The 15,721-nt window shown below is 67.5% G+C and carries 18 protein-coding genes; 11 read left to right on the forward strand and 7 right to left on the reverse strand.

Features of this window, described 5'->3' with window-relative positions:
* The 7 genes from WI697_RS04215 to WI697_RS04245 all read left to right on the forward strand — a co-directional run bounded on the left by WI697_RS04215 (position 1) and on the right by WI697_RS04245 (position 6,330).
* Positions 1–891 (forward strand): isocitrate lyase/PEP mutase family protein, encoded by an 891-nt coding sequence (locus WI697_RS04215; RefSeq protein WP_345957509.1) that lies wholly within the window; start codon positions 1–3, stop codon positions 889–891.
* A 377-nt stretch (positions 892–1,268) separates the two neighbouring features.
* Positions 1,269–2,027: an aspartate/glutamate racemase family protein gene (locus tag WI697_RS04220; RefSeq protein ID WP_345957510.1), complete on the forward strand. Its 759-nt coding sequence runs from the start codon at positions 1,269–1,271 to the stop codon at positions 2,025–2,027.
* 14 nt (positions 2,028–2,041) lie between these two features.
* Complete coding sequence (locus tag WI697_RS04225) at positions 2,042–2,731, forward strand: aspartate/glutamate racemase family protein (RefSeq protein ID WP_345957511.1); 690 nt, start codon at positions 2,042–2,044, stop codon at positions 2,729–2,731.
* Positions 2,728–4,074 (forward strand): MmgE/PrpD family protein, encoded by a 1,347-nt coding sequence (locus WI697_RS04230; protein ID WP_345957512.1) that lies wholly within the window; start codon positions 2,728–2,730, stop codon positions 4,072–4,074. Before WI697_RS04225 ends, WI697_RS04230 begins: the two co-directional genes overlap by 4 nt.
* Positions 4,075–4,145: 71 nt before the next feature.
* Complete coding sequence (locus WI697_RS04235) at positions 4,146–4,292, forward strand: hypothetical protein (protein WP_345957513.1); 147 nt, start codon at positions 4,146–4,148, stop codon at positions 4,290–4,292.
* Between the two features lie 30 nt (positions 4,293–4,322).
* Positions 4,323–4,487, forward strand: a complete 165-nt coding sequence (locus WI697_RS04240; protein ID WP_014747492.1) for a hypothetical protein — start codon at positions 4,323–4,325, stop codon at positions 4,485–4,487.
* Between the two features lie 523 nt (positions 4,488–5,010).
* Entirely contained in the window at positions 5,011–6,330 is a 1,320-nt protein-coding gene (locus WI697_RS04245) for an enoyl ACP reductase FabMG family protein (protein ID WP_345957514.1), read from the forward strand.
* Between the two features lie 73 nt (positions 6,331–6,403).
* Here WI697_RS04245 and WI697_RS04250 read toward each other — a convergent pair whose 3' ends face one another.
* From WI697_RS04250 to WI697_RS04280, 7 genes are all read right to left on the reverse strand, one after another.
* Positions 6,404–7,846, reverse strand: coding sequence for an amidase (locus tag WI697_RS04250; RefSeq protein ID WP_345957515.1), 1,443 nt, complete (start codon positions 7,844–7,846; stop codon positions 6,404–6,406).
* 374 nt (positions 7,847–8,220) lie between these two features.
* Complete coding sequence (locus WI697_RS04255) at positions 8,221–8,913, reverse strand: ABC transporter ATP-binding protein (protein ID WP_062765789.1); 693 nt, start codon at positions 8,911–8,913, stop codon at positions 8,221–8,223.
* Positions 8,907–9,683: an ABC transporter ATP-binding protein gene (locus WI697_RS04260; protein WP_345957516.1), complete on the reverse strand. Its 777-nt coding sequence runs from the start codon at positions 9,681–9,683 to the stop codon at positions 8,907–8,909. The genes WI697_RS04255 and WI697_RS04260 overlap by 7 nt, the downstream gene beginning before the upstream one ends.
* On the reverse strand, positions 9,680–10,699 hold the full coding sequence (locus WI697_RS04265) for a branched-chain amino acid ABC transporter permease (RefSeq protein WP_345957517.1): 1,020 nt from the start codon (positions 10,697–10,699) through the stop codon (positions 9,680–9,682). The genes WI697_RS04260 and WI697_RS04265 overlap by 4 nt, the downstream gene beginning before the upstream one ends.
* A 3-nt stretch (positions 10,700–10,702) precedes the next feature.
* Complete coding sequence (locus WI697_RS04270) at positions 10,703–11,563, reverse strand: branched-chain amino acid ABC transporter permease (protein ID WP_345957518.1); 861 nt, start codon at positions 11,561–11,563, stop codon at positions 10,703–10,705.
* Positions 11,564–12,062: 499 nt separating this feature from the next.
* Positions 12,063–13,283, reverse strand: coding sequence for an ABC transporter substrate-binding protein (locus WI697_RS04275; protein WP_345957520.1), 1,221 nt, complete (start codon positions 13,281–13,283; stop codon positions 12,063–12,065).
* A gap of 183 nt (positions 13,284–13,466) precedes the next feature.
* Positions 13,467–14,258 carry a FadR/GntR family transcriptional regulator gene (locus WI697_RS04280; protein WP_296715873.1) on the reverse strand — a complete coding sequence of 264 codons (792 nt, stop codon included), beginning with the start codon at positions 14,256–14,258 and terminating at the stop codon, positions 13,467–13,469.
* A gap of 249 nt (positions 14,259–14,507) precedes the next feature.
* Between WI697_RS04280 and WI697_RS04285 the strand changes: the two genes are divergently transcribed.
* From WI697_RS04285 to WI697_RS04300, 4 genes are all read left to right on the forward strand, one after another.
* The gene (locus WI697_RS04285) at positions 14,508–14,651 is read left to right on the forward strand and encodes a hypothetical protein (protein ID WP_345957521.1); all 144 of its coding nucleotides are present in this window, start codon (positions 14,508–14,510) and stop codon (positions 14,649–14,651) included.
* A gap of 383 nt (positions 14,652–15,034) precedes the next feature.
* Positions 15,035–15,241 (forward strand): hypothetical protein, encoded by a 207-nt coding sequence (locus tag WI697_RS04290; RefSeq protein ID WP_345957522.1) that lies wholly within the window; start codon positions 15,035–15,037, stop codon positions 15,239–15,241.
* A gap of 54 nt (positions 15,242–15,295) precedes the next feature.
* Entirely contained in the window at positions 15,296–15,448 is a 153-nt protein-coding gene (locus tag WI697_RS04295) for a DUF5989 family protein (RefSeq protein ID WP_345957523.1), read from the forward strand.
* Positions 15,449–15,508: 60 nt separating this feature from the next.
* Positions 15,509–15,640 (forward strand): hypothetical protein, encoded by a 132-nt coding sequence (locus WI697_RS04300; RefSeq protein ID WP_345957524.1) that lies wholly within the window; start codon positions 15,509–15,511, stop codon positions 15,638–15,640.
* The last annotated feature ends 81 nt before the right edge of the window (positions 15,641–15,721 follow it).

Genomic DNA, 15,721 nt, shown 5'->3' on the forward strand with positions numbered 1-15,721 from the left:
ATGAGCCTGAAACAGAGACTGACGACCGCCGCCCCCGTGGTCGCCCCCGGCGTCTATGATGCGCTGACCGCATCGATCGCAACCGCCGCCGGGTTCGAGGCGCTGTACCTGTCGGGTGCGGCGATCGCCTATACCCGCCTCGGCCGGCCCGATATCGGGCTGGTATCGATGAGCGAGGTGGCCGAGGTCGTCACCCTGGTGCGCGACCGCGTGCCGACGCCGCTGATCGTGGATGCCGATAACGGCTATGGCAACGCGCTGAACGTGCAGCGCACCGTACGCCTGTTCGAACGCGCGGGCGCGACCGCCATCCAGCTGGAAGACCAGACCCTGCCCAAGCGCTGCGGCCATCTTCAGGACAAGAGCCTGATCACGGCCGCCGAGATGGTGGGCAAGGTGAAGGCCGCGGTCGATGCGCGGCAGAGCGACGAGACCCTGATCGTGGCCCGTACCGATGCGGTGGCGGTGGAAGGCTTCGACCGTGCGATCGACCGCGCCCGTCTTTACGCCGAGGCCGGCGCCGACGTGCTGTTCGTCGAAGCGCCCCGATCGCGCGAACAGCTGGTGGCGGTGACCCGCTCGCTGGGCGGCATCCGGCCTTTGCTGGTCAACATGGTCGAAGGCGGTGACACGCCGCTTGCCAGCGCCGAGGATCTGGGCGGGCTGGGGTTCAGGATCGTGATCTTCCCCGGCGGCATCGTCCGCGCGCTGGCCCATACCGCCCAGGCCTATTACCGCTCGCTGAAGGCCAACGGCACCAACCAGCCGTTCAAGGACCGGATGTTCGACTTCAACGCCCTGAACGCGCTGATCGGCACGCCCGAGATGCTGGCGCTGGGGCGGAGCTATGAAGAGCCGGAGGAGGGGGCGGTGGCGTTGAAGATCGGCTGAGGCAGCCGAGCCAAACGGCGAGAAAGGTGGATCCCCGCCTGCGCGGGGATGACGGTTTCTCCTGGTTTATGAGAGGTACGATCCCTTGGCCGTCGGATGCTCTCACAGAAAATCTCGTCATCCCCGCGTAGGCGGGGATCCACCTCTGGTGCGGCGCAACCGCCAGAACACTCGCTGAACATAGAGGGAGGCAGGCCCATACCGGTCGTGGTCGCCCATCCGGTCGTCGTAGTCGGCCGGCGGCGCGGCGCGGGGCCTCTCCGGACCTGCATCCTGGGGTTATCTGGGTGGCAATGGACTGCTGACTGCGGTTGTACCGGGCCGCTTTGCCGGCACGGCGGCCGCCACGACATGTTAAGAGGCAGGGAGCCGAAATCATGGCCAGGGTTCTGGTGATCGTGCCGTTTCCGATGGATGCGGACAATCTGGAGATGCGCCGCGCGCAGCTGCGGTCGGTGCGGCTGGGGCCGGGGATGGATTTCGATTTCCGCCCGGTCCGGATCGCGCCGGTCAATTATGTCAGCCAGCAGGACAGCGTGCTGTCGGATGTGGGCATTCTGGAGGCCGGCATCCGCGCCCAGGCCGAGGGTTATGACGCGGTCTGCATCGACACGGTCAGCGATGGCGGCATGGCGCCGCTGCGCTCGGTGCTCGACATTCCGGTGATCGGCGCCGGGCGCCATGCGATGCTGACCGCGCTGATGCTGGGCGACCGCTTCTCCATCCTCGCCATGTGGGACCGGTGGCGGCATCTCTATACCAGGACGCTGGCCGAACTGGGGCTGGGGGCGAAATGCGCCTCGCTGCGCTCGGCCGATCTTCAGCCCGACAATCAGAGCCTGATGGCGGGCAAGGAAGAGGCGTTCTTTCCGGCGCTTCATGCCGCGGCGCTGCGCTGCGTGGAAGAGGATGGCGCCGATGTCATCGTGCTCGGCTCCACCACCATGCATCAGGCCCATGCCTATCTGGCCGAACGCCTGCCGGTGCCGGTGATCAATCCCGGCCCGCTGACCTACCGGCTGGCCGAAATCGCCATCCGCCAGAAGCTTACCCATAGCCGGGCGAGCTTCCCCCGCCCCGCCGCCCCGGCCGACGCGGCGCTGGCCGCCATGGGTGCGGCGGCGACGCGGCTTTGACAGGGAGAGACCGGATGTCCCGGATTCTGATGATCTTCACCGCCGACCATCCGGCGCCGGAAAGTGCCGAGGCGGAGGTGGTGGCGCTGACGGCACCCGGTCTGCCGGCCGGGCTGGTCAGCGCCCATGACTGGACGCTCGCCGATCTGGCGGTGCTGGCGGCGGGCCAGGGTGCGGCGGGCCAGGGTGCGGCGGCTGAAGGCTATGCCGCGGTCTGTGTCGCCGACCCCGGCGATTATGGCGCCAATGCGCTCCGCTCGGTGCTGGATGTGCCGGTGGTGGGGGCCGGGCGGAGTGCGCTCTTCTATGCCCTGACGCTGGGCTCCCGTTTCGGCGTGCTGGCGCCGGCGGGCGGTTCTGCGCGGGCGAGGAAGCTGGTGCAGGAATACGGGCTGGCCGCGCAATGTGCAGGGGTGCGCCGGATCGACCAGGGCGACGGCGCCATCCTGACCGCGGCCCGCGCTGCGATCGAGGAAGACGGTGCCGAGGTGCTGGTGCTGTGGCGGCCGCTTACGGCAGCCGCGACCGCGCGGCTGGCCGCGGCGCTGCCGGTGCCGCTGATCGAGCCCGCCAGCCTGTCGCTGCGGCTGGCCGAAGCCTTTCTGGGGCTGGGCCTGGCCCAGAGCCGGCGGACCTGGCCGATGCCCCAGGTCGCCAAACCCGATCTGATCGCGGCGCTGGTGGCCGCAGGGGCGGGGGCATGATCCCGGCGGCACCGGTTCTGACCGAACCTTCCGAAACCGCCCATGCGCTGGCCGGGCTGGCGCTGTCGGTGCGGCTGGACGATCTGCCCGCCGCTGTGGTGGCCCAGGCGAAGCGGATCCTGCGCGACACGGTGGGGGTGATGCTGGGCGGGGCGGCCCTGCCCGAGATCCGCAATCTGGCCGCCATCGCCCCCGGCCTGGCGGCGGGCGGCGCCTCGCTGTTCGGCACCGGTACCCGGGCGGCGGCCCATATGGCGGCGCTGGTCAACGGCACCGGCGGGGTGTCGCTGGAACTGGACGAGGGCAACCAGTTCGCGGTCAACCATCCGGGCGTGCACATCATCCCGGCACTTTGGGCGCTGGCAGAGGAAGAGGGGGCATCGGGCGCCGCCCTGCTGGAAGCCCTGGTCGCGGGCTACGAGATCGCCGTCCGGGTGGGGGCGGCCACAAAGCTGCGCGGGCCGGTGCATCCCTTCGGAACCCATACCATCATCGGCACCGCCGTGGGGGCGGCACGGCTGCTGGGCTTCGATGCGGCGCTGACCGCGCGCAGCATCGAACTGGCGGCGGGGCTGCCGATCGCGTCGTCGCAGATGGCGGCGAATTCCGGCGCCTCGGTGCGCAACCTCTTCACCGGTTTCACCAATCATAACGGGCTGCTGGCGGCGAAGCTTGCCCGCGCCGGCTTCTGCGGCGAGCCGGGAGCGCTGGAAACCGTGTTCGGCCGGATCCTGGGCGAACGGTTCGGGATCGCGGTCGAGGCGCGGATCGAGGATTTCTACCTCACCCGCAACTACTTCAAGATCTATGCCTGCAGCCGCTGGAACCATGCCCCGATCGAGGCGGCGCGCGATCTGCGTGCAGCCCACGGGCTGACGCCTGCGATGATCGACCGGGTGGTCGTCCACACCTATGACCCGGCGACCCGGCTGGGCGGCGGCCGGGTGGCCAATGCCTATGCGGCGAAGCACTCGATCCCGTTCAACGTGGCGGCACAGCTGATGCACGGCAGCAATGATGTCGGGGTCTACAACGAGGCCGTGGTCCATGATCCGGCCCTGGTCGATCTGGTGGCGCGGGTGACGGTGCGCGAGGATCCGGCGCTGACGGCACTGCTGCCGGGGGTGCGGGCGGCCCGGGTGGAGATCGGCCTGCGCGACGGCCGGGTGGTTTCGGCACAATCCGACACCCCGATCGGCGGCTTCGACAACCCGCTGCCCGAGGCCGATCTGCGGGCCAAGTTCCGCCGGCTGGCGGCATTGACGCTGGCTGAGCCCGCGATCGACGCCCTGGAAGCCGATCTGGCGCGGATCGAGAGCCTGGACCGGATCGGGCCGGTCTGAACACCGGCGTCGGAACCATGGCCGGCCCCGGCGGTTTCTCCCCGATGATCCGTAACGAGGAGAGATCCTGCATGGCGACCGATCCCCGCACCGATGCCGCCAGCCCCCCTTCTGCCCGCATGACCCCGCCCGCCTCGCCCCGGCGCCGGCGCGGGCTGATCTGGATCGGGCTGCTGGTGGTGGCGGTCGCGGTGGTGCTGGCCCTTGCGGTCTACTGACCGGCCGCCATCCGGGCAAGGAGATCTGTCATGACCGGCAACGGACCGGGCGGCCCGGACAAGACGGGCCCCAGCTATACCGGCGATGAGACCAGCCAGGGAGAGATCATCCTGCGGACGAAGCGCCGCCGGCAGATCTTCATCGGCGGGCTGATCCTGATGGGGGTGCTGGCGGTGGTGTTCAGCCTGATCTGACGCCTGGACGGCTGCGGCGCACGGAAGGTGGATCCCCGCCTGCGCGGGGATGACCGGACTTTATGGGAGAACGGCTTGTCACCATAGGGTGGATCCCCGCCTGCGCGGGGATGACGGTATTGATGATAGAGGGGCGGGTACGGCAGCGGCGATACCTGACATGGCCGTCCTTGCCGCGGCCGGAAGACAGCACCGGGGTCAACGGCGGGCAAGGCGGTGCCGGTCCGCTCACCATCATCTCCCCCGTCATCCCCGCGCAGGCGGGGATCCACCTTCCAAGTCGCCATTCGATCGCCGGCACCAGGGGAAATGAGCCTTCGGAGGGGGGCAGACCACCGCTTCGCGCGGTGGGTGGCTTGACATTCTCTCCGCCGGGCTGAATGTTGGCCCTGCCTGCGCGTTCACACGGGCAGGCAGCGTGAATGTGAGCCCGGATCAATTCGACGTCGTCCTGTCATCCCAGGCGCCTGCGTCCGGGGCAGCAAGCTTTCGGCGTTCAGACGCCGGCAGACAGGATAAGATGATGGAACACCCTCTCGCGCTGAAATCGATCCCCGCGAACACCCTGTTCGGGGAGGGCGATGTCTTCGTGCTCTTCGGGGAAATGTTCGGGCGTGGCTATGCCACCGGCCTGATCGAGGCCGCGAAGGCGGCCGGCATGACCGTCATCGGCATGACCATGGGCCGGCGGGACAATGGCGGCGCGCTCAGGCCGCTCACCGACGAGGAACTGGCGGCGGCCGAGGCCGGGCTGGGCGGGCGCATCATCAACGTGCCGCTGATGGCCGGCTTCGACATGGATGCCGCCCCCGGCGAGCCCACGCCCACCGACATGCTGGGCGAGATGACGCTTGAGAACTGGCAAAGCTTCAAGCTGGACCAGGACCGGATCGCCCGGGCCCGCGAGGTGGGCGTTGCCCGCTTCCGCGACGCCGTGACCCGGGTGATGGCAGAGCTGGACGGGATGATCCCGGCCGGCCGCAACGTGCTGTTCGCCCATACCATGGCCGGCGGCATCCCGCGGGCGAAGGTGTTCATGGCGATCGCCAACCGGGTCTATAAGGGCCGCGGCGCGCGCTATATGTCGTCTCAGGCGCTGATCGACAGCGATCTGGGCAAGCTGATCCTGCAGAATTTCGACGAGGTCACCGCCAACAGCTTCGGCCATCTGCTGGAGCTGAGCGGGCCCTTGCGCGCCCGCATCGAAGCCCAGGGCGGCCAGGTGCGCTATACCGCCTATGGCTATCACGGCACCCGGGTTCTGATCGACGGCGCCTATCGCTGGCAGACCTATACCAACTACACCCAGGGCTATGCCAAGATGCGGCTGGAAGGGCTGGCCCGGGCGGCATGGGATAAGGGCGTGAAGGCGGTGGTGTTCAACTGCCCCGAGATCCGCACCAATTCCTCGGACGTGTTCGCCGGCATCGAGCTGTCGCTGCTGCCGCTGCTGACGGCGCTGCGCCACGAGGGCGGCGGCGCCTGGGTCGACGACCTGTGGCAGTATTGCGAGACCCTGCTGCAGGACGGCATCAGCGTCGATACGGTGCTGCAGATGGTCCACGACTATCAGCACAACCCGGCGATGCAGCCCTATTACGATTTCGCCAGCTGGCCCAAGGCCAACAGCGCCGATCAGGTGGAGCAGACCGTCGGCACCTCGCAGGACATCGTGAACCTGCACAAGGACCGCAAGACCCTGGTCAGCGACGTGTTGAGCCAGCATGTGGTCGCCGCCACCGGCCGGCTGATCTTCGGCGCCACCAGCGCCCCCGAAGCGCCGGTGCTGTGGCTGGACCACGACATCGTGGCACGCCAGCTGATCGAGATGCACGGCGCCTGACCACGGGTGCCAGAATGAAGCAAGGCCCGGCCGGGTGGCGCCACCCGGCCGGGCCTTTGCTTTTGGCGGGATGTCAGCCCGGCACCACCGGTGCGGTCGGGAAACGCGGCGGGCAGGTGAGTTCATAGGCGCGGGCCGCGCGCAGCACCAGTTCGTCGCGGAAGCGGGGGCCCACGATGTGCAGGCCGACCGGCAGCCCGTCATCGCCGAAGCCGCACTGAACCGAGGCCGCCGGCTGCTGGGTGAGGTTGAAGGGGTAGGTGAAGGGCGTCCACTGCATCCAGTGATCCAGCCCCGAGCCCGGGGGCACGTCGTGGCCGGCTTCGAAGGCGGTGATCGGCAGGCTGGGGGTGACCAGCAGGTCGTAACTGCGGTGGAAGGCGGCCATGCGCTCGCCCAGCGCCACCCGGGCATCGACCGCGCGCATATAGTCGACGATGCCGATGCCGGCGCCCAGTTCCGCCACCCGGCGCAGCCCCGGATCGATCAGTTCACGCTGGTCGGCCGGGGTATTGGCCAGGATCTTGGCGGCGCCGGCGAACCAGTGGGCGTTGAAGATGTCGATCGGATCCTCGAAGCCGGGATCGACCTCTTCCACGATCGCGCCGAGTGCCGCCAGGACGTCGACCGCCCTGCGGACCTCGCGCGCCACATCCTCGCGGACGTTCACGTAACCCAGGGTCGGGCTGAAGGCGATGCGCAGCCCGCGCACGCCCTGGTCCAGGCCCAGCCGCCAGTCGCGAGAGATCGGCGCGCCCATATACCAGTCGCGGTCATCCGCCTGGCCGACCACCGTCATCATCAGCGCGACATCGGCGATGGTGCGGGCCATCGGCCCCAGATGCGAGGTGGTGCCCATGGCGCTGGCCGGCCATTGGGGGATGATGCCGAAGGTCGGCTTGATGCCGGCGGTGCCGGTGAAGCCGCAGGGAATGCGGATCGAGCCGCCGGCATCGGAGCCCTGATGCAGCACGCCCATATTGAGCGCCGCTGCCGCGCCGGCACCACCGCTGGAACCACCGGCCGTGGTATTTACATTCCAGGGGTTGCGGGTGATGCCGGTGAGCGCGCTGTCGGTGACCCCTTTCCAGCCGAATTCCGGCGTGGTGGTCTTGCCGAGCAGCACCGCGCCCGCGCCCCGCATGAAGGCGGTGAAGGGGGCATCCACCTCCCAGGGGCCGTCGGCGGCGATGGTCTTCGATCCCTTGCGGGTGGGCCAGCCGCGGGTGAAGGTCAGATCCTTGATCGAGGACGGCACGCCGTCGACCGGCCCGATCGGCCGGCCGGCCATCCAGCGCGCTTCCGACGCCTTGGCATCGGCGCGGGCGCTGTCTTCATCGACCAGGACCCAGGCGTTGACCGCGCCGTCGAAACGACGGATGCGATCCAGCGCCGCCTCGGTCGCCTCGACCGGCGAGGCCGCCTTGCGGGCATAGAGGCCGAGCAGTTCGCCCGCGCCGAGTTCGCCCAGATCTGTAGATGAGAGGGGGGTGGACGAAAGGGGGGTGTCGGGCATGGCGTCTGTCCTTACGAGATTGTTTCCTGTCGGCACCTTGTGGAGTACCGGGGGGATGCATGCGTATCTGTGATGCCCCGCCGCCCATGTCCGGCGCAGGGCCCGCCCCTTCCGCACAACATTCATACCGTCATCCCGGCGGAGGCCGGGATCCAGGTTCGCTTCCGCGTGAAGGATGTCGGACATGCGGGTTCCGGCCCTGCTGGCAGGATCCATCCTGATGCCTGACATTTCCATCTTTCCGGATACCTGCCGTTCATTTTCGTGGAGGCCTACCTGGATCCCGGCCTTCGCCGGGATGACGGTGGTGATGGTGTGTGTGTATCCGGAACGATGGCGCCTGACATTTCCGGGCGAGGGCCGTCGGGGCAGCGTCAGGCGTCGAGCGCCAGATAGCGGTCGCGGACGCTGCGGTCGGCGCGGAAATCGGCATTGCTGCCGGCATAGACGATGCGGCCCTGTTCCAGGACGTAATGCCGGTCGGCCAGTTTCTCGCAGACCGCGAGGTTCTGTTCGACCAGCAGCACCGGCACGCCGCTTTCGCGGATCCGGCCCAGGATGCGGACGATTTCGTCCACGATCACCGGGGCCAACCCCTCGGTCGGCTCGTCCAGCAGCAGGATGCGGGGGGCGTTGACCAGTGCGCGGGCGATGGCCAGCATCTGCTGTTCGCCGCCCGAGAGCGCCTTGCCGCCATTGCGCCGCCGTTCCTTCAGCCGCGGGAACATGGCGTAGACGTCGTCGAGCGACCAGCGGCTGCCCTTGCGGACCGAGATCTTCAGATTCTCTTCGACCGAGAGCATGCCGAAGATGCCGCGATGTTCCTGCACCAGCGCCACGCCGCGGCGGGCGATGTCGTGCGAGGGGCGGCCGGCGATGCTGGTGCCGTCGAAGCTGATCGTGCCTTTCGTGTCCACCATGCCGGCGATGGATTTGAGCGTGGTGGTCTTGCCGGCGCCGTTGCGGCCGAGCAGGGTGACCAGCTCGCCCGGCCGCACCTCCAGCGACACGCCTTCCAGAACATGGCTTTTGCCGTAATAGGCGTGGACCTGGTCCAGCGTCAGCATGCCCCGGCCTCCCCCAGATAGGCGGCGCGCACCCGGGGGTCGTTGCGCACGGTCCGGGGGTCGCCCTCGACCAGCACCTTGCCCTGATGCATCACCGTGATCGTGTCGCTGATCGACATCACGATGCCCATATTGTGCTCGATCAGCATGACGGTGTAGTCGCGGCCAAGCTCTCCGATCAGCTTCGTCATCACCGGAATGTCGTCGATGCCCATGCCCGAGGTCGGCTCGTCGAGCAGCAGCAGTTTCGGGCGGGCGGCCATGGCCATGCCCACCTCCAGCACCCGCTGCTGGCCGTGCGAGAGTTCGCCCGCCGCCACATGGGCGCGGGCGCCCAGCTGCAGCCGGTCGATGATCTCGTCCGCCACCTTCAGATGATCGGGCCGGGCGCCGACCGGGCGCCAGAAGGCGAGCGCCTTCGCCCCGTCGCGGCCCTGGGCGGCGAGGCGCAGATTCTCGCGCACGCTCAAGGTCTGGAACAGGCTGGTGATCTGGAAGGAGCGCGACATGCCGAGCCCGACCCGATCCTGCGACGGCTTGCGGGTGACGTCGCTGCCGTCGAACAGGATCCGGCCGGCGGTGGGCCGGCGTTCCCCCGTCAGGCAGTGGAAGGTGGTGGTCTTGCCGGCGCCGTTGGGGCCGATGATGGTGTGGATGGTGCCGCGGCGGATCCTGAGGTCGACCCCGTCCACCGCCTTGAAGGCGCCATAGGCGAGTTCCAGCCCGGAGGTCTCCAGGATCACGTCGCCGGTCTGCCGATTGGTACTCATGCCTCGGGCCCTCCGCGCCGCTCGCGCAGTTTTGCGACCACGCTTTCGATGCCGCCCCAGAGACCGCCGCGCATGAAGATCACCACGCCGATCAGCGCGATGCCGAGCAGCATCAGCCAGCGCGGCCAGATCGCCGACAGCCAGTCGCCCAGCAGCACGATCGCGGTCGAGCCCAGCAGCGAGCCGAGCAGAGAGCCGGTGCCGCCGATGATGGTCATGATCAGGATGTTTTCCGACATCGGCAGTTCGATGTTCGAGAGCGGCGCGAAATGCAGGAGCATGGCGTAGAGCGCGCCGGCGATGCCGGTGATGGCGCCCGAAAGCGTGAAGGCCAGGATCTTGAACTGGCGGGTGTCGTAGCCGACCGCGGCCGCCCGGTCGGGGTTTTCGCGGATCGCGACCAGGGTGCTGCCGAAGGGCGAGCCGATGATCCGGCGCGCGGCCACGAACAGCAGCAGGAACAGGGCGGCGACGAAGATGTAGTACGAGACCGCCGGTTCCAGATCGGCGATGACCATCCCGCCCAGCGCCAGCGGCGGCCGCGGCACGTCCAGCAGGCCGTTATCGCCGCCGGTCCAGTCGGCGGCGGTATAGGCGATGAAATAGGCGAGCTGGGTGAAGGCCAGCGTCAGCATCACGAAATAGATGCCGGTCCGCCGGATCGCGAGCGCGCCGACCAGGGCGGCGGCAAGGGCACCGGCGATGGCGGCCACCACCAGCGCCATGATCAGCCCGGCGCCCAGATGGATCATCACCAGCGACGACAGATAGGCGCCGATGCCGAAGAAGATCGCCTGACCGAAGGAGAGCAGGCCGGTATAGCCGAGCAGCAGATTGCAGGCGAGCGCCGCCATGGCGAAGATCACGATCTCGGTCGCGAGCGTCGCAGACGGCAGGATCAGCGGCAGGGCGATGAGGGCGGCGAGGGCCGCCAGCGTGATGCCGCCGAAGAGAGAGGAGGAGGTGCCGGACGAGGAGGTGCCGGAGGAGGGGGCGGGAGAGCGGGTCGTCTGCATGGCTCACGCCCTTCCGAACAGGCCATAGGGGCGGAGCAGGATGACCGCGGCCATGGCGCCGTAGATCATCAGGCTGGCACCCTGGGGCCAGATGCTGGTCATCAGGCTTTGCACCAGCCCGACCAGCAGCCCGCCGACCAGCGCGCCGCCGAACGAGCCCATGCCGCCGATCACCACGGTGACGAAGGCGATGCCGAGCACTTCGGTGCCGACGAAGGGATGGGCGCCGCGCAGGGGTGCCGAGAGCACGCCCGCAAGCCCGGCCAGCGCCACACCCAGCGCGAAGGTGGCCGAGAACAGCCGGTAGATGTTGGTGCCGAGCAGGGCCACCTGTTCCGGGTTCTCGCTGCCCGCGCGCACCTTGGCGCCGAAGGTGGTGCGTTCAAGCAGCAGCCAGAGGGCGAAGCCGACCAGGGCCGCGAAGGCGATCATGAACAGCCGGTATTCCGGATAGGCGAAATTGCCGAAGCGGACCACGCCCTTCAGCATCTCGGGCGGCGGCACCGACTTGCCGACCGGACCCCAGATCATGATCGCGCTTTCCTGGATGATCAGCGCGATGCCCAGCGTGATCAGGATCTGGAAGGTGTGCGGCAGGTGATAGACCCGGCGCACCAGCACCCGTTCGGTGACCCAGGCGATGGCGCCGGCGATCAGCGGGCCGGCGACCAGCGCCGCCCAGAAATTGCCGGTGGCGGCCACGACCGTGAAGCAGAGATAGGAGCCGACCAGGAAGAAGGCACCATGGGCGAAGTTCACGAAGTTGAGCAGGCCGAAGATGATCGTGAGCCCCACGGAGGTGAGGAAATAGATCATCCCCAACCCCAGACCGTTCAGGATCTGGAAGAGGTAGACGTTGAGCATGGGTGACCGGTCTCCGACAGCTGGTGCCGTTCGGTTGGGTGTCGAGGGGGGAGGGGACCCTTGAGATGCGCACGCACGGTCTGTGTCCGGATGTCGATATGTCCGGCGCACCACTCGCCAGTCTCGGTACAACATCTATGCCGTCATCCCGGCGAAGGCCGGGATCCAGGTTTGTCTCCGCGCCAGGAGCGTCGATCGATCCGCACGGATCGGGGTAGCCTGGCGGCCGACATACCCGTTCCCGCAAATGCCCGTCGTCCACTTCTGTGGAAGCCTACCTGGATCCCGGCCTTCGCCGGGATGACGGCGGCTATTTTGAACAACCACGTGAAATGATGGTGCCGGGCATGTGCAGACGGCGGGATCGTCGACCTGGGCGCCGGGGGGCGAAGGCCGGGATGACGGTATTCGTGTTGTACGGACGCCGGGAAAGCCGGCGCCCGACATGTGCAGTCAGAGTGGTCCGACGACGTGTGTATCGGCAGGGGCGGCCTGCCGGTCAGGCCATCTTGCAGGCGATCTTATCCCCCTCGGGGAACGACTTGCCCGACGAGATCAGCTCGGCCAGATCATCCTCGTCGGTCTTGGCGGAGGCGGGCTTGCCCTTCAGCAGGTAATAATCCTTGATCACCTGATGGTCGGCGGCGCGCACGGTTTCAGAACCGGTGGGGCCGTCGAAGGTCATGCCCGAAAGGGCGGCGCGGACCGCGGCGCCGTCGGCGGAGCCGGCCTTGGCGATGGCGTCCAGGATCACCTTCGTGCCGATATAATCGGCCGCCAACGGATAGTTGGCGGTGATGCCATAGGCCTCGCGCACCCGGGCGACCAGCTTCCTGTTCATCGGGCTGTCGACCTGGTGCCAGTACTGGGCGCCCAGATACACGCCCTCGATCACGTCCGAGCCCAGCTCCTGGTACTGGTCGAGACCGGCCGACCAGGCGAGCAGGATGGTCATCTGGCTCTTCAGGCCGAAATTCACCGCCTGGCGCAGGGCGTTGGACGACTGGCCGCCGAAATTCAGGATCAGCAGCACATCGGGCGCCGCCCCCATGGCATTGGTCAGATAGCCCGAGAATTCCTGTTCCTGCAGCGAATGATAGCTGTTGCCGACATGCTCGATGCCCTTCTCTTCGAAGATGCGCTTGGCATTGGCCAGCAGCGCCTCGCCGAAGACGTATTGGGGCGTGATGGTGTACCAGCGCTTCGCGTTCGGCATCCGCTCGATCAGCGGCCGGACGGTCTGTTCGATGGCACCGTAAGTGGGCACCGACCAGCGGAAGGTGCCGGCATTGCAGTCGGTGCCGGTCAGCTCGTCGGCACCGGCCGGGGTCATGAACACGCCGCCGGCCTTGTCGACCTCTTTGCCGACGGCGAGCGCCGAAGACGACAGCGTGCAGCCGTTGAAGAAGCGGGCGCCGTCCTGCTGGATGGCTTCCTGCACCTTGCGCACCGCCTTGCCGGCATTGCCTTCGGTATCGATCGCCTTGTAGGCGACGGGGGCGCCCAGCAGCTCGCCGTAATCCTGGATGGCGAGCTTCGATCCCATATCGGCGAATTTGCCATAGCTGGCAAAGGCGCCCGACAGCGACTTGACGCCGTGGATGGTGACCGCATCGGCGGCGAATGCGCGCCTCTGGATGATGGCGGGGGCGGCGAGCAGCGTGCCGGCGGCAAGGCCGCCCTTCAGCAGCGTGCGGCGGGTGGTGGTGATCATCGTCATCGAGCCTCCATGTCACGTCCGGGGCGTGTGATCCGCCCCTCGGACCCTTTTTGATCGGAATACGGGGATTCCTCGGGTCATCCTCCGGTGCCGCCCGGTTCTGATTCTGACATGCCGCCACGCGCTCTCCCGGCGCGGGCTGCCGGTGCGGCAGCTGGTCGTCGTTTGAAAACCCGGCCGGGTTCAGCCCGATCCGGGTTCCAGCAGGAAGCGGCGCGCGACCTCGGCCTCGAGCGCATCGAGGTGATCTTCGGCGTCGCACATATGGTCCAGCATCAGCCGGCGGACCTCTGCCGCATCCTCGCGGCGGAAGGCCTCGATCAGCCGGCGGTGATAGTCGACATTGTTCAGGCCGAACTGCCGGCGTTCGGGCAGATAGACCTTTTTCAGCACGACCACGTCGCGCAGCAGCTCGTTCAGGAACCGGCCCAGAAAGCCGAAGATCGGGTTCGGGCAGACATCGGCGAGCACGTTGTGGAAGTCGATCTCGGCGATGCGCTGAACGCGCTGTTCCTCTTCGGTGACCGGTTCATGGGCGCAGAGGGCGATATTGGCTTCCAGCACCTCGAAGTCGGCGGGGCCGAGCCGGCCCACCGCCAGCACCGCGACCTCGGGCTCGATCAGCTTGCGCAGGGCGTAGATCTGGTGGCCGTCGGGATGGCGGAACTGCAGAAAGTTGCGCAGGGCCCGCGAGGCGTGTTCATGGGTCGGCCGGGCCAGCCAGGCGCCGCCGCCGGGGCCTGTGCGGCTGACCACCAGCCCCTCCACCTCCAGCCCTTTCAGCGCCTCGCGCACCGTGCCCTTGGAACAGCCATGCAGCCGGATCAGCTCCGCCTCGCCGGGCAGCCGGTCACCCGGTTTCAGCTGCTCGGTGACGATCCTGCGCTTCACATCCTCGACGATCAGCTCCGACAGCTTGGGGCGCCGCCGTGTGGGGGCGCCACGCCTGCCGCCTGCCGATCGCCCTTCAGCCATATGCCCCGTCTCCGCATCGATCCTATTTATTATGATAATTAGGCGCCGCGCAGACGGGCCCTGTCAAGCGGCGCGCGCAGCCGGGCGCGACGGCGCGGTGTTGCCCTGGCGAAGACGATCGCAGGTTTATAACGTGATCCTGTGGTTTTTGACTCTCGAATGCTCTGGTATAACGGGAAGGATCCGGCGCATGTGAACGGGGGCCGCCGGTTCCCGTGACGCCCGAAACAACCAGAGGAAGCATCTGTCATGCGGGATAAAGTCGAACGCGATCGTCGTCGCTTCCGTCCGGCCGCCGGTACCGGCTGGGCGCGGCCCGTGCTGACCGTGGTTCTGTACGAAGAAACCGCCGTGAATGCCGGCGTCGTGTCGGATGGCGGCGCCCGGTCCTGACGTCGCGACCGGCGCGGTGCGGATGCGGCGCCCTCGCGCATAAATCTGGTGTCTGAAGCGTTTTACCTGCTATGGTTGAGGTCTTTCAGGGGGTCCTTCGGGCCGCCTGGGTGAATAACTCGGCTGGCAAATGCAGGATATCGACAGGCAAAAGCCCGCCCCCCGGGGGGGGCGGTCGGGCATGACGGGATCAGCCGCCGGCACAAGCGCTGGAGCCTGCCTGTGTTCGATATTCTGTCGCTGAACGACACGGCGATCAGCGGGACCAATATATCGGACTATTACAGTCTGTCCTGATCTGTTCCTGACATCTCCACCTGAGAGAGCGCAGCTGCAAGTAAATGAACGTAAGCCTGTGGTTGCTGGTCTTCGCCTGATGCGGTATGACCGAAGAAGATCGGCCGTCATGTGTCGTCGATCTGTCGCTGTTATACTGGAGCGAGATGATGCAGATGAACGCCATGCCCGTGACGACCGCCGCTTCAGCCCGTCGTGTCTGGAGCCGGCCCGACTTTCAGGTGGTGTCGATGGACGAGACTGCGGTCGGTGCCGGGACGGTGAATGACGGCTACGGCCAGACCGTCTCCTGATCCTCGCTCCCGATTGATGGGGACAGACACTGGGCTGATCGGGCGACCGCCTGCATGGGCAGCCTGATGGAGGTGTTGCGGCTTCTGTTCTTGCCGCGCCTGCGGCTGGTGCTGATCCCCTTCGTGCTGGTGCTGCCGGGGTTTGCGGTGGTTCTTGTCGCCACCCAGGGAACCGCCTGGTCGCCTTTCCTGTATGCCGTGTTCTGAACCGGCATCCCTGTCGAAAACCAATCGGACCCGGAGTTGGGGCATATGCAGGACATGGACATGCAGAAGACCGCACCGATGGCGACCGACGAGGCCCGCAAGATGTGGGCCCGGCCCGTGCTCGGCATGCTGGCGCTGGATGAGACGGCAGAGAATGCGGGCAGCGTCCCGGACCTCTCCGGCTTCTCCTGATCCGCTCGCCTTTGACCTGAACACCGCCGTCTGACCGGGGTGCGTCGATGCGTCGCGTGATGCGTGCCCTGGTGCTGGTCG

It is taken from the genome of Tistrella mobilis, assembly GCF_039634785.1.
Lineage (GTDB): Bacteria > Pseudomonadota > Alphaproteobacteria > Tistrellales > Tistrellaceae > Tistrella > Tistrella mobilis.